The 13,735-nt window shown below is 60.8% G+C and carries 17 protein-coding genes; 15 read left to right on the top strand and 2 right to left on the bottom strand.

Features of this window, described 5'->3' with window-relative positions:
• Nucleotides 1-24: 24 nt before the first annotated feature.
• Together NLY33_RS11610 and NLY33_RS11605 are read right to left on the bottom strand one after the other, a co-directional pair.
• On the bottom strand, nt 25-201 hold the full coding sequence (locus NLY33_RS11610; RefSeq protein ID WP_023707622.1) for a YodC family protein: 177 nt from the start codon (nt 199-201) through the stop codon (nt 25-27).
• A gap of 128 nt (nt 202-329) precedes the next feature.
• Nucleotides 330-566: a hypothetical protein gene (locus NLY33_RS11605; RefSeq protein WP_023707621.1), complete on the bottom strand. Its 237-nt coding sequence runs from the start codon at nt 564-566 to the stop codon at nt 330-332.
• Between the two features lie 175 nt (nt 567-741).
• Here NLY33_RS11605 and NLY33_RS11600 point away from each other — a divergent pair, with 175 nt between their 5' ends.
• The 15 genes from NLY33_RS11600 (at nt 742) to NLY33_RS11530 (ending at nt 13,666) form a co-directional block, all read left to right on the top strand.
• A complete protein-coding gene (locus tag NLY33_RS11600; RefSeq protein ID WP_245260945.1) occupies nt 742-1,248 on the top strand; it encodes a terminase small subunit in 507 nt (168 codons plus the stop codon).
• A complete protein-coding gene (locus NLY33_RS11595) occupies nt 1,223-2,755 on the top strand; it encodes a terminase large subunit domain-containing protein (protein ID WP_031195948.1) in 1,533 nt (510 codons plus the stop codon). The genes NLY33_RS11600 and NLY33_RS11595 overlap by 26 nt, the downstream gene beginning before the upstream one ends.
• Nucleotides 2,752-4,983: a hypothetical protein gene (locus NLY33_RS11590; protein WP_023707618.1), complete on the top strand. Its 2,232-nt coding sequence runs from the start codon at nt 2,752-2,754 to the stop codon at nt 4,981-4,983. The genes NLY33_RS11595 and NLY33_RS11590 overlap by 4 nt, the downstream gene beginning before the upstream one ends.
• 13 nt (nt 4,984-4,996) lie before the next feature.
• Nucleotides 4,997-5,248, top strand: a complete 252-nt coding sequence (locus tag NLY33_RS11585) for a hypothetical protein (protein ID WP_156932552.1) — start codon at nt 4,997-4,999, stop codon at nt 5,246-5,248.
• Entirely contained in the window at nt 5,249-5,575 is a 327-nt protein-coding gene (locus NLY33_RS11580; RefSeq protein ID WP_023707616.1) for a hypothetical protein, read from the top strand. It begins immediately after the preceding gene.
• Nucleotides 5,572-5,793, top strand: a complete 222-nt coding sequence (locus NLY33_RS11575) for a hypothetical protein (RefSeq protein ID WP_023707615.1) — start codon at nt 5,572-5,574, stop codon at nt 5,791-5,793. The genes NLY33_RS11580 and NLY33_RS11575 overlap by 4 nt, the downstream gene beginning before the upstream one ends.
• Before the next feature lie 28 nt (nt 5,794-5,821).
• A complete protein-coding gene (locus tag NLY33_RS11570; RefSeq protein WP_023707614.1) occupies nt 5,822-6,985 on the top strand; it encodes a hypothetical protein in 1,164 nt (387 codons plus the stop codon).
• A 24-nt stretch (nt 6,986-7,009) separates the two neighbouring features.
• The gene (locus tag NLY33_RS11565) at nt 7,010-8,026 is read left to right on the top strand and encodes a phage major capsid protein (RefSeq protein WP_023695667.1); all 1,017 of its coding nucleotides are present in this window, start codon (nt 7,010-7,012) and stop codon (nt 8,024-8,026) included.
• A gap of 17 nt (nt 8,027-8,043) precedes the next feature.
• Nucleotides 8,044-8,559: a hypothetical protein gene (locus NLY33_RS11560; protein WP_023695666.1), complete on the top strand. Its 516-nt coding sequence runs from the start codon at nt 8,044-8,046 to the stop codon at nt 8,557-8,559.
• Nucleotides 8,560-8,640: 81 nt separating this feature from the next.
• A complete protein-coding gene (locus tag NLY33_RS11555; RefSeq protein ID WP_286439764.1) occupies nt 8,641-9,429 on the top strand; it encodes a hypothetical protein in 789 nt (262 codons plus the stop codon).
• A 92-nt stretch (nt 9,430-9,521) separates the two neighbouring features.
• The gene (locus tag NLY33_RS11550; RefSeq protein ID WP_286439763.1) at nt 9,522-9,932 is read left to right on the top strand and encodes a hypothetical protein; all 411 of its coding nucleotides are present in this window, start codon (nt 9,522-9,524) and stop codon (nt 9,930-9,932) included.
• Nucleotides 9,933-9,938: 6 nt separating this feature from the next.
• Nucleotides 9,939-10,640, top strand: coding sequence for a phage adaptor protein (locus NLY33_RS11545; RefSeq protein ID WP_023707612.1), 702 nt, complete (start codon nt 9,939-9,941; stop codon nt 10,638-10,640).
• Nucleotides 10,637-12,220: a hypothetical protein gene (locus NLY33_RS11540; protein ID WP_023707611.1), complete on the top strand. Its 1,584-nt coding sequence runs from the start codon at nt 10,637-10,639 to the stop codon at nt 12,218-12,220. The genes NLY33_RS11545 and NLY33_RS11540 overlap by 4 nt, the downstream gene beginning before the upstream one ends.
• Nucleotides 12,217-12,660, top strand: a complete 444-nt coding sequence (locus NLY33_RS11535) for a GNAT family N-acetyltransferase (protein WP_023691803.1) — start codon at nt 12,217-12,219, stop codon at nt 12,658-12,660. Before NLY33_RS11540 ends, NLY33_RS11535 begins: the two co-directional genes overlap by 4 nt.
• Complete coding sequence (locus NLY33_RS11530) at nt 12,653-13,666, top strand: hypothetical protein (RefSeq protein ID WP_031195953.1); 1,014 nt, start codon at nt 12,653-12,655, stop codon at nt 13,664-13,666. Before NLY33_RS11535 ends, NLY33_RS11530 begins: the two co-directional genes overlap by 8 nt.
• The last annotated feature ends 69 nt before the right edge of the window (nt 13,667-13,735 follow it).

Here is a 13,735-nt window from a genome sequence, read left to right as displayed (position 1 = left end):
TTTTTGTTGGCGACTAAACCCAGATCAAGCCTTCTTCAGTTCGGCGGGTTTAAATATGGCCTGTTGAGGCGTCCACGTCGCAATGTCTTGATTGAACCACTTACAAATCAAGTCGCCGCCACCTACTTCTGACGACACGGTCATGTCGGGGCCTCCAGATTTCAACTGTACAATATCACCGGCTTTATAGGTTTCTGCCATTTGGTCCCTCCTGGGATGTTCAACAAACAGAAGTAATCAGACTGCGCTCGCATGGGCAATAGCAGTGACACGCCATGGTCCGTGATGGCCAGAGCCGCGCGGATGTCAGAAGGTTTAGGCAGGCACGATCATCCAAATTCGGTCGTCACGGTGATAGGGTTATCCGTGCCAGCAATGCTCTTCGCGTAGATGAACCGCTCCAACTTCTGTTCTGCCGAGAGGCCCGCAAACATTGCTATGGCCGAGTTGGTGATTTTAAAGTCGCCACACTGCGAGCAGCGGAACTCCCGGATGTCGCCAAACGTCTCCGAGTTCACGAGTGCCTGCTGATCCGTAATCGGGCAAGTTGCATCTACCCAGGGCATTTTGGTCCTCCGGTTTTACATGTTCCAGGCGCTCAACATCAGGGGCGCCTTGATTAGAGCAACATCTGGAAAGCACCGCAACTTTTTGCAAATGCCGCACCCGCTCAGACCGGGGAGACCACTCATGCCCGCAACAGAGCTGACCCCGAAGCAAGCGCGCTTCGTCGAAGAATTCATGATCGACCTGAACGCCACACAGGCGGCAAAGCGGGCCGGCTACAGTGAATTGACAGCCCAGGTGCAAGGATCGCGCCTATTATCGAATGTTATGGTTGGCGAGGCCATCGCAGCGCGGCAAGCAGCCATCGCTGAAAAGCTCGGCGTCACTCAGGAACGCATCGTGGCCGAGCTGGCGAAGATTGCCTTTTCCGATATTCGCAAGGCGGTGCAGTGGGGCCGCAGCCCGATCGACACGGAATCGGAGAACGCCAAGCCGAATGGTCTCGGCATCTATCCGGTCGAGTTGGTCGGCAGCGACAAGATTGACGACGACACGGCCGCCGCGGTGTCCGAGGTTTCGCTCACCCAAACCGGTATCAAGATCAAGATGCACGACAAGAAATCGGCGCTGGTCGACCTGGGCAAGCATCTCGGCATGTTCAAGGAACGCGTCGAGCTCACTGGCAAGGACGGCGCTGCGCTCGTCCCCGTGGTCAATGTCCGCCTCCGCAGCCGCAGCTGAAATCAATCTCGACCTGCACGACAAGCAGGCGCTGGCATTCGAGACGGAAGCAACCGAAGCGCTCTATGGCGGTGCTGCTGGTGGTGGCAAGTCGCACCTGATGCGCGCGGCCGCCATCACGTGGTGCGCCGAAATCCCAGGCCTTCAGGTCTATCTCTTCCGCCGCATCCGCGACGACCTGATCAAGAACCACATGGAAGGCCCGCAAGGCTTTCGCCAGATGCTTGCCGGCTGGGTGGAATGCGGGTTCGTCACCATCGTCGAGGATGAAATTCGGTTCTGGAACGGATCGAGGATCTATCTTTGCCACTGCAAGGACGAGAAGGACCGTTTCAAATATCAGGGCGCTGAAATCCATGTGCTGCTGATCGACGAGCTCACCCACTTCACCGAAGTGATTTACCGGTTCCTCCGCAACCGCGTGCGCATGGTCGGGATCAAGGTTCCGCCGCAATACGCCGGCCGGTTCCCGCGCATCCTGTGTGGCGCCAATCCGGGCGGCATTGGTCACCAGTTCGTCAAGGCAACATTCATTGACGGCGTGCTGCCGCTGAAGGTGTACAAGGCCGAAGTCAGCGAAGGCGGCATGCAGCGTCAGTTCATCCCTGCGCAGCTCGAAGACAATCCGTCGATGAACGACAACGATCCCGGCTATGAAGGCCGGCTGATGGGTCTCGGTTCGGAAAGCCTGGTGCGCGCAATGCGCTATGGCGACTGGGATGTGGTCGAGGGGGCCTATTTCGACAACTTCGAACGTCGCCGGCATGTCGTCAAACCGTTCGCCATTCCAGACCACTGGACGCGTTTCAGGGCGGGCGACTGGGGCAGCGCCAAGCCGTTCTCTTTCGGGTGGTATGCGGTTGCGTCCGATGACACGATTGTGCCGTCTGGAGTGGCTGGCGCGCCCGGCATCGTCATTCCACGCGGCGCGCTCATCAAGTACCGCGAATGGTATGGCGTGAAGATCGATAAATCGGGCCGCTATCTGCCCAACACCGGTCTGAAGCTGCATGCCGAAGCCGTCGGCGCCGGTGTCCGCCAGCGCGATTATGACGACACGATCAGCTACGGCGTGCTTGACCCTGCTGCCTTCAGCCAGGACGGCGGGCCATCTCTCGCCGAGCGCATGGCGAACGGGACGAACGCTAACGGATCGACCTTCCGACGCGCCGACAACAAGCGAACAGCTGGACGCGGCGCCATGGGCGGCTGGGATCAGTTGCGCGGCCGACTGACTGGCGACGAGGACGGCCGGGCGATGCTGTTCTTCTTCGAAACCTGCATCCACACGATTCGGACACTGCCGGCGCTTCAGCATGACGAAGCGAACCCGGAAGACCTCAACAGCGACCAGGAAGACCATGCGGCCGACGAGACGCGCTACGCGTGCATGTCGCGGCCATGGGCAGCCAAGACCAAGACGCCGGCTCCCAAGGTGCCACAAGGCCATGTCCTGCTTCCCGGCGTGCCTGACGACGGCAACGGGCGTCGAAGGATTCGCATATGATCAACGACACAGAAGACGAGATCGACAGCACCGCAGATGATGCGTTCGACCCGTCGCTGAAGCCGAAGGCCTCCAAGGGCTGGCTGAAGCTGATCACGGATCAGGAGAAGGCCGGCTTTGCCGACTATCAGACGCGGTGCACCAACATCCAGAAGCGATATGCCGACCTGGAGCGCCTGGCTAACGTCACCCGCGACCGCGAGTTTCAAATCTTCTGGGCCAATATTGAGGTCCTGAAGCCTTCCATGTATTCCCGCCCTCCGGTCCCGGTGGTCGCGCCGCGCTTTCAGGACAGGCGACCGCTCCCGCGCACGGCATCGGAGCTTGTCGAGCGCTCGACGGCGGTCACGTTCGATCGGCAGAACATCGACGGCGTGATGCGCCTGGTGCGCGACGACCTGGCCACGATTGCGCGCGGGTGCATGTGGATCCGGTACGAGACCAAGAGCCGAGAGAACGGCTACACCGAAACCGTCTGCATCGAGCACAAGAACCGTCGCGACTTCGTGCACGATCCCGCCCGAAACTGGAAGGAAGTGGACTGGGTCGCCGGCGGCGCATGGATGACGCGCAAAGAGATGCGCAAGCGCTTCAAGGCAACGTCGGGCAACGCCTATCAGGATGCCGAATTCGCCAAGCGCAAGGACGACAAGAACAACACCGACGGCAAGCTGAAGGCGCGCGTCTGGGAACTGTGGTCGAAGTCCGAAAACAAGGTGGTGTGGCTGTCACCAGGCGTTGATGTCGTGCTGGACGAGGGAGCGCCGCACCTGACGCTGGAAGACTTCTTCCCGTGCCCGCAGCCGGCCTATGGCACGTTGCAGCCGGAGAGCCTTATCCCGGTCCCCGATTACGTCTTCTACAAAGACCAGATCGAGGAAATCAACGACATCACCAACCGCATTTCGGCATTGACCGAAGCGCTTCAGGTGCGCGGTTTCTATCCGGCCGGCGCTGGTGAGATCGGCGATGCGATCGAGGCCGCGGTTAAGACTCGCGATCCGCGCCAGATCATGGTTCCGGTCAGCAATTGGGCTGCTTTCGGCAATGGATCGGCCAAGGACACGATTGTCTGGCTGCCGACCGACATGGTGGCGTCGACCATCACGCAGTTGATCGCGCTTCGTAAGCAGCTGATCGAGGACATTTACCAGATCAGCGGCCTGTCGGACATCATGCGGGGCGAGAGCAACCCGAACGAAACGCTCGGCGCGCAGCAGATCAAGACGCAATACGGCTCTGTCCGCATCCGGGACCGGCAGAACGAGCTGGTGCGCATCGCTCGCGACGCGGCGCGCATCATCGCCGAGGTCATGGCAGAGAATTTCCAGTCGAAGACGCTGCTGGAAATGAGCCAGATGGAACTGCCCAGCGATGCCGACATCGCCAAGCAGGTAAAGCCGCTGGAGGCCCAGGCCAAGAGCATCGAGAAGGAATTGCAGGGCGCATCGAGCGATCCCGAAGTCGCCGCGATGGCGAAGCAAAACCCTGAAGCCGCGCAGCAGATCATGCAGCAGGCTCAGGGGCAGATTGCCCAGATCGCAAAGCAGGTCGAGGAGCTGAAAAAGACCGTCACCGTCGACCAGGTTATGGACTTCCTGCACGATCAGAAAATCCGGCCGTTTAGTCTCGACATCGAGACCGACAGCACCATCCAGCCCGACGAGAATGCCGAGAAGCAGCGCCGCAGCGAGTTCCTGACGGCGCTTGCTGGCACGCTCGCCCAGCTTGGCCCGATGGTGCAGGCACAACCTGAGACGGCTCCCTTTGCTGCCGAGGTGCTGAAGTTCGCCATGGCGCCGTTCCGTCCCGGTCGCAGCATGGATGCGACGATCGACGAGTTTGCGGAGCAAATGAAGGCGATGGGTTCCCAGCCTAGGCCAGATCCCAGCGCCGGCAAGGCGGAAGCTGACGCCAGGGCCAACGAAGGCAAGATGGCGGTGGAAAAGGCCAAGTCTGACACCGCAATGGCCAAGTCACAAAGCGACGCGGAAATCGCAAGGACCAAGGCGGAGGCCGATATCGCCCGGATTAACGCCGATGCCGCGCAAAAGCAGCGCGAGGCCGATATCCGCGTCCGCGAGATCGAGGCCAACTCGGCCGCCGCAGCTCAGAAGCACGAGCAGGACATGCAGAAGGGTCAGCTCGAAATCGAAAAGCTGCGCCTTCAGGTGCTCGGCCAAGCGCAGAAGAACGCCGCGCCTCAGCCGGCTGCTGCTCAACTTTGAAAAGGACAACACCATGCCAGTCAGTGCTGATGAACTCTGCCGGGGCGGCATGAGCTATCCGGTGGCAATCGAGGTTGCCCGCCAGATGAACGCGGGCCTCACCAATGGCAACGTCGACAGGCTTATGGCCGTCGGCATTCCGGGTGAGCAGGCCAAGGAAATTGCCAAGCAGATCAACGCTGGCGCCTTTGATGCCCACAAGCTGGCGCTGACCAACGTCAACCCGGGGGTCGCAACGACGCTGAAGCGGGCCAGCGGTCTTTAAATGGCTTACACGTGGATCAATCTCGGCGACGGCCGGCAGGTTTTCCGCAAGGTCGAGACGAACAAGCCGAAGCGCTCGCATCTATCGGCGCCAATGATCAATTCGGACACCATGTCCGAAGTCCAGTCGATGCACGACGGCAAGGTCTACACCTCGAAATCGGCTCTTCGCGCGACTTACCGCGCCGCTGGGCTCGAGGAAGTTGGCAACGACCCGGCACGGTTGCGGCCCCGCAAGCGTCCGAAGATCGACCGCAACGCCGTCAAGGACAGCGTGCAGAAAGCCAAGGCCCGTTTCGATCGCGGCGAACGGGTCCGGGCGCCGTGATCAGCGCCGGCCTCGTCAACTCGATCGAGGCAACATTCAAAGCCAGTCGCCTCGATATTGGCCAGCAGGCGGTCTTGTGTGTCGCCATGCTTGAGGGCGCGCTGTCCCTGATCATCCCGAACGACATCCGGGCGAAGATGGAAGAGAAATTGCTGCGCGGCATCACGCGCGAGCACATCGACCAGGCGCTGGAATTGATGCGCCAGGACCACCAGTAACCAGCAATCCCTCAGACGGAGCAATCCCATGGAAGACTTGAACGGAGGCGCTTCGGCGCCCGCCGAAATCTCGACTGTTGCCGACGATGTGCAGACGCCGAATCCGATCAGCACCGAACCCAACACCGCCGAGCCCAAGCCCGAACCGGAAGCAAAGAAGGCGCCAACCGCTCGCGAAGCGCTGAAGGCAGCGGCCGAAAAGGTCAATGAGAAGGCCAAGGCCGAAGAGACCGACACCGGCAAGAAACCGGTGGAGGCCCAGCCCAAGCCGGGCGAGAAGCCTGCTGACAAGGCTGAAAAGACGCTTCCCGATCCGAAGCCGACCAAGGACGCGAACACCACTCAGCAGCCTGCCAAGCCGGCAGAGACGGCCAAGACTGAGCCCGGCAAGACTGCCACGCAAACTAGCCATGCCGAGGCGCCAGCGCGCTTCAAGAGCGACGCCGCTGCGATGGCCGAATGGGAGAAGGCTCCCGACCCGGTCAAGGCGGCCGTTCACCGCTCGATCCGCGAGCTTGAAGCCGGCATCGAAAAGCACCGCGTGCCAGCGGAGGAATTCGAGAAGGTCCGGGACTTCCACGAACTGGCCACCAAGAACAACACCACGATGCGCGATGCGATGACGCGCTACACCAATCTGGAGCGGACGCTACTCTCGGACCCGCTGAAGGGCATTGAGGCCGTCTGCGACTATGCAGGCATCTCGCTTCGCCAGCTCGCTGCGCATGTCATGGGCCAGAAGCCCGACGAGGTGCAGGGCCAGAATGACGCCACCATCCAGCAGCTCAAGCGCGAGATCGAGACGCTGAAGCATAGCGTCGGTGGCGTCACCAACACGATGCAACAGCAGCACGTAGCAACGATCGATGCGCAGGTGCAGAAGTTCGCGGCTGACAATCCCCGTTTCGAGGACCTGGCCGAAGACATCGCCTTTTTCCTGAAATCAGGCAAAACCGCCGATCTGGCCGAAGCTTACAAGCTTGCGGAAATGCTCAATCCCGACCCGGCCGCATCGACCACCACAGTTTCAGCAGCGCCTCAGACGCGCACCGCTCAAGACCCCCAGGCTCAGACCCTGAAGGGCCAGAAATCCATCACAGGCGCGCCCTCGGCTGGCTCAGACCCGGCAACGAAGCGAGCTTCCACCTCAATCAAGGATTCACTCCGGCGGGCTGTGTCCCAGATCGGATAATCCATCGCAAAAAGGAGGGGCAAAATGCCTCTTACTTCAGTTGAAAAGAACCAGGAGATTTTGTCTCTGGCGCTTGAGGATCGTGCCTCGGGTTACCAGGACCTGGTCTCCAATTCAAACGCCTTGCTCAACGTGCTGAAGCGCAAGGGCAAGTTCAAGGAATACTCCGGCCCGAAGATCCGCCAGCGCCTGCTCTACACCAAGACGGGTTCGGCGGTCTGGTATAACGGCTTCGACTTCCTCAACCCGGTTCCGGCCGAGTTGTTCAACGACGCCGAATACTCGCCGAAAATGTGCGCCGTTGCCGTCACTCTCGCCAACGAGGACATCCTCAACAACGAGGGCGAAAACCAGCTCATGGACATTCTGGAGTCTCACATCGAGGCTGCGGAAGGTGAGCTGCAGGACGAGGTCGATATCTCGCTCCACGGCAACGGCACTCGCTTCGGCGGCAAGGAACTTGGCGGCCTCCAGCTCGCGGTTCCGACTGTGGTCAACTCCGGCGTCTATGCCGGCATCGACCGCGGCGCCAACGCGATTTGGCGCACTTCGGTGTTCGACGCGAACTCTGCCTTCCCGGCTATCGGAACGCAGGTCACGGCGACCACCATTCGCCCGATGCTCAATTCGATCATGACGCAGCGCTCGCGTGGCACCCGTGCCGCCGATCTCCTGCTGATGTCGCCCGAGCATTACGCAGCCTATGACGCGGCCACGGTGGCAATCCAGCGCGTCAACGATGTTTCTGGGCTCGGCAAGCTCGGCTTCACGTCGCTGAAATACTTCGGCGCCGGTCGCTCCGCTGAAATCGTCCAGGAAGGCGGCATCGGCTCCAACATGCCGGCGAACACGACCTATGGTCTGGACACCGACACGCTCTGGCTCCGCTACCACCCGGAACGCAACTTCAACAAGATCGGCAAATCCATGATGCCGATCAATCAGGACGCGAATGTCCAGTACATCGGCTTTATGGGCGAACTGACGATGAACAATCCGCTGTTCCAGTGGAAGCTCATCGACAGCAACCCGGCCGCGTAAAGGAGAGGACCCAGAAAATGGCATACGTTCCTCACACTCCGCATCTCGGCCTCCCGCCGATCGCCGCAACGCTCCCGGCCTCTACGGCGGCCGGGCGCTCCACTCCTGGCCCTTGGCTGGGTCAGATCATCCAGGCGCAAGATCCGGTCTACGGCGTCGGCGAGTTCATCTATCTCGCCGGCGTCGCCACCACCGGTGTCGGCTCGTGGGTGCTCTACAATCCTGACGACTGGTCGACGGTGCTCCTCGGCCCCGACATGATCGGTTCCATTGCAGTCGCCATGTCCGCGAATGTCGCCAGCCAGTTCGGTTGGTATCAGATCAAGGGCAAGGCGATCGGCAAGGCTCTGGTCGGCTTCCTCGACAATGCCAACGTCTACGCCACGGCGACCGCCGGCAGCGTCGACGATGCTGTTGTCGCTGGCGACCGCGTCAAGAACGCCAAGGGCGCTTCTGCGGTCGGCGTACCGTCTGCCGGTCTCGCCGAGTTCGAGATCGATCGACCGTACGTCGACGACGCTCTGGCCGCGTAACCCGGCCAATTCCAACAGGACACTGAAACGGGGGCTTCGGCTCCCGTTTTTCTTTGCACCCTCTCAGACAGGAGTTTCGCCATGAGCGCGAACCAGAACATCGTCAACGTCGTTTTCCGAAATCACGTCATCCCCAACGAACAGGCCAGCAGGTCAGCCGGCCGGCCGATCTTCACCGATATGGAGGTCTGCGACCTTTCATTCCCGGCGAATCGCCAGACCAAGGCGACCTATCCGGCGCATGATGCCGAACCGAACGCCACGCGCGAGAGCATTGCGGCCGGCGGCGGTCTCGTCACCTATGCCCAGCTCTACAACAAGCAATATCTCGCCTTCAAAGACGGCACCTCCCAGCCACTTTCCGGCACGCCGCTTTCCGAGGCGCCGTTCCTGAAGGAAGGCAAGCGCCGCGAGTTGAAGGCGCTCGGCGTCCACACAGTCGAGCAGCTGGCTTCGCTGGACGGCACCCCGCTGAAGCAGCTCGGCATGGGCGGCCGCGAACTGAAGAACCAGGCGCAGGCCTATCTCGACAATGCGGCCGGCAGCGCCGACATCGTCAACCTTGCGGCTCAGGTCGCGGCCCTGACCCAGCAGTTAGCGGATGAACGCCGGCTGCGCGAAGAGTTCATGCAGGCTGGCGTAAAGGGCGACGATACCGCAACCGCTGTCGCGGCAGAGCCCGACGAGAAAGACGACGACCAGACCGCCGACGATGATGAAGTCGACGAAGAAAACGAAGACGAGCCGACATTGCGGCCGGCGGCGGTCTCGTCACCTATGCCCAGCTCTACAACAAGCAATATCTCGCCTTCAAAGACGGCACCTCCCAGCCACTTTCCGGCACGCCGCTTTCCGAGGCGCCGTTCCTGAAGGAAGGCAAGCGCCGCGAGTTGAAGGCGCTCGGCGTCCACACAGTCGAGCAGCTGGCTTCGCTGGACGGCACCCCGCTGAAGCAGCTCGGCATGGGCGGCCGCGAACTGAAGAACCAGGCGCAGGCCTATCTCGACAATGCGGCCGGCAGCGCCGACATCGTCAACCTTGCGGCTCAGGTCGCGGCCCTGACCCAGCAGTTAGCGGATGAACGCCGGCTGCGCGAAGAGTTCATGCAGGCTGGCGTAAAGGGCGACGATACCGCAACCGCTGTCGCGGCAGAGCCCGACGAGAAAGACGACGACCAGACCGCCGACGATGATGAAGTCGACGAAGAAAACGAAGACGAGCCGACCAAGCCGCCAACCGCTGCCGAGATTGAGGCGATGGATGATGAAGCCCTGAAGGTCTACATCGCCAAGGAAACCGGCTCCCGGCCGCGTGGCAATCCGAACCACGACACCTTGGTCGCTGCGGCCAAGGAATTGGCGATGGTGGATTGATCCGTCATGACGATCCTCAGCGTCATCAAGGATGTCTGCACGGTCATCGGCTTGACCGTGCCGACCGCCGTCTTTTCGTCGACCGACCGCGAGCATATCGAATTGCAGTCGCTCGCCAACGAGATGGCGCAGAGGATCGCATTCGACACTCGGGACTGGACGAAACTCAAGACGCTTGCCACGCTCACCGGCGACGGCGTTTCGACCGGCCTCAATCTCCCGGCCGATTACCAGCGCATGCTGAAGAAAGCGCGTGTCTGGCCGTCGGCAAGCCCCTACACGTCGCTCACGCACTATCCCGACAGCGACGAGTGGCTGGGGCTGGCGGTGCAGAATTTTCAAATCCTCGTTGGCGCATGGACGATGATCGGGGATCAGATCCAGATCAAGCCCGCCATCCCCAACCTGGCCACGGCGCAATTCTATTACCTGACCAACAAAATCGTGAAGGACAAGGACGGCGCCACAAAGGCAGCTTTCACGGCTGACGATGACGTGTTCCGCCTCGATGAGCGCGTTTTGAAGCTCGGCATCATTTGGCAATGGAAGGCCAACAAAGGGCAAGCCTATTCCGAGGACATGGCGACCTACGAGGATGCCATCGCGGTGTCAGCCGGTGCCGACAAGGGCTCCAACATCCTGGCCGTCGGTTGGCGTCGCTCGACGATTGACGCCGACTTTGCCTTTCCGGGAGTAATCACGCCATGAGGGCCGGCTTCAGGCGCGTCCCTGTTGCGGCCCAATCGCAGCAGCACCACAGCACGCTCACATTTCCAGCACCGATCCGGGGCAAGATTTCGAATGAAAACCTCGCTGCGTCGAAGCCGCAGGGTGCCCGCGTCCTCGAGAACTGGTTTCCTACGACAACCGGCATCCGATTGCGTGGCGGCGAGAAGAAGAAGGCGACGATCGGCACTATCGCAGTGGTCAGCATGATGTCTTATGACGCGTCGCCGGGCCGGTTCATGTTCGCGGCGGATGGCACGAAGATTTTCGATGTCACGAACCCTGCCAACCCCAATGTAGCGCCGGCTCCCGTGGTCTCCGGGCTGACCAGCGGTTATTTCTCCTATGTGCAGTTCGAGACCGCTGGCGGCGACTATCTGTCGGCCGTGAACGGCACGGACAGCATGCGCCAATTCGACGGCACGGCATGGACCACGGTGGCCGCGCTGGGCACCATTGCCACGAACAAGCTCTCGCACGTCTGGACCTATCGCAACCGCGAATTCTTCATCCAAAAAAACAGCCTTACGGCGTGGTTTCTACCAGTCGATACCATTGCCGGAGCCGCCGTCGATCTCTCACTTGCCGGTGTCTTCCAGAAGGGCGGATCGCTGCTTTTTGGCGGCACCTGGTCGCTTGATGCCGGCGACGGTGTCGACGACAAATGCGTGTTCGTTTCGACCAAGGGCGAGGTAGCGGTCTACGAGGGTGCAAACCCGGCCGATCCGAATGACTGGTCGCTCGTCGGCCGCTATGACATGTCGCCGCCTCGCGGCAAGCGCGCAGTGATGCAAGCCGGTGGCGAACTGCTGATCGGCATGGATGATGGTATCATTCCGATTTCCCAAGCCATCCAGAAAGACCGTGCGGCGCTTTCGATGATCAGCGTTTCGCGCAACATCGAACCGGATTGGCGCAGGGAAGCTGCGGCTCGCGCCAACCTGCCTTGGGAAATCCTGAAATGGCCGCTGTTCAACATGGCAATCGTCTCGCTGCCGGCGGATGTCGGACAGGATGCGAGGTGCTTCGTCGTCAACCTGCAAACCGGTGCATGGGCGGACTACACAGGTTGGGATACGCGATGCCTGGTCCTGCATGACGGCTGGGCGTATTTCGGGACGTCGGACGGCAAGATCATGCAGTGCGAGGTCAGCGGCAGTGATGATGGCTCGCCTTATACCTGCACCTATGTTGGCCTGTTCGATCACATGAAGTCGCCGGCGCGGAGCAAGATCGTTCACATGGCACGGACGGTCTTCCTGGCCAGCCGGAAGTTCATCGCCAAGCTCTCGGTTTCCAAGGACTATCAGGTCTCGCTGCCGTCGGCGCCGTCGTCGGTTGCCGACGATGTCGTTTTCGATGAATGGGATCTGGGCCTCTGGGATGTTGCGAAGTGGGACGCCAGCGCAACGAAGACGGTTTCCACGAAATGGGTCTCTGTCGGCCTGACGGGCTTTGCCATCGCGCCTCAGGTGCAGGTGACCTGTGGTGTGACGCCGACGCCTGATGCCGAGCTCGTCGCGATCGACATGACCTATGAAGTCGGTTCGGTGGTCGTTTGAAACTGATTTTCGGCCATAGCGAAGCGGTCGCTCGGTTCGTGGCCGACATGACGCCGGGCTGCGAAACCGGCTTCGGCAAATGCCAGGCGATCGGCGTGGGCGATGACGAAACCGGCGAACTCGTCGCCGGCATGGTGTTTCATGATTTTCAACCAGGTCCGGGGCTGATCCAGATTTCGAGCGCTTCGAAAACGCCGCGATGGCTGACGGCGGATGTCCGCCACATCATGTTTTCGTATCCGTTCGACCAGATCGGCTGCCAGATGGTCGTTCTGCAGGTTTCCGCAAAGAACGAGCGCATGGTTCGGATCGCGAAGGCCTTCGGCTTCACCCCGTACTTGATCAAGCGCATGCGCGGCCGCGACGAAGACGGCTACGTTTTCACGCTCACCGAAGAAGACTGGCGCAACGGCCGTTTCACGAGGAAGACAAATGGGTAAAGCCTCAGCACCTAAGCCGCCAGATCCCAAGGAAACATCCGCGGCTTCGACCGGGACGAACATCTCGACTGCTATTGCCAACTCGTATTTGAACAACGCCAATCAGGTCGGGCCTGATGGCACGATCACCTATACGAACAGCGGCACGCAATCGATCACTGATCCCTATACGGGCAAGACCTATCAAATCCCGACGCGCACCGCGACGACGACGCTTTCCGCCGCGCAGCAGGCGATCAAGGACCAGACCGACAAGGCGCAGATGAACCTTGGCACCCTTGCCAACAATCAATCGTCGTTCCTGAACGACTACATGGCCAAGCCCTTCGATGGCTCGAACGACGCCACCGAAGCACGGCTGCTGCAGCTCGGGAAAGCGCGCCTCGATCCGATCTTGGCTCAACAGCAGGATGCCTTGGCAACAAAGCTCTCAAATCAGGGCATCAAACTTGGCTCGGCCGCCTATGACCGAGCAATGGCCCAGCAGGGCCAGAACGTCAACGACGCCAATAACCAGCTCATCCTTTCGGGGCATGGGCAGGCGTTCGCGGAGGGCCAGGCAATCCGCAACCAACCGATCAACGAAATCACGGCGCTGCTTTCGGGATCGCAGGTCAGTTCGCCACAGGCCGCCGGGTATACCGGCAGCACCATTCCGACAACCGACAACGCCGGGCTGATCAACCAGAATTACCAGCAGCGCGTCGACGCGGTGAATGCAAAAAACGCGCAGACCGGAAGCTTGGTCGGTGGTCTTTTTGGTCTCGGCAGCAAGCTCATCGGACTATCCGACGACGACGCGAAAAAGGACAAGGAACGGCTCGCCGACATCACCCCGGAAATGGGGCTGTGGAAGTTCCACTACAAAGGCGAAGCGAAGGGCGCTCCGATGCGGCTCGGGCTCATGGCCAGCGAAGTCGAGAAGGTGCGACCCGATGCTGTTTCGCGTCGGCCTGACGGTTATCGCCAGGTCGACTACGGCAAAGCTCTGTCGTTGGGGGCCTGAGACATGGCGTTGTCATTCATCTTCGATGCCGAGAAGGGCGAGACGCCTGCGTCAGTCGCCAAGAAGCGG

This window comes from Mesorhizobium sp. C432A, from assembly GCF_030323145.1.
Classification (GTDB): domain Bacteria; phylum Pseudomonadota; class Alphaproteobacteria; order Rhizobiales; family Rhizobiaceae; genus Mesorhizobium.
Note: the sequence above shows the minus strand (reverse complement) of the source record. Positions and strands in the feature narration are given on the sequence as shown.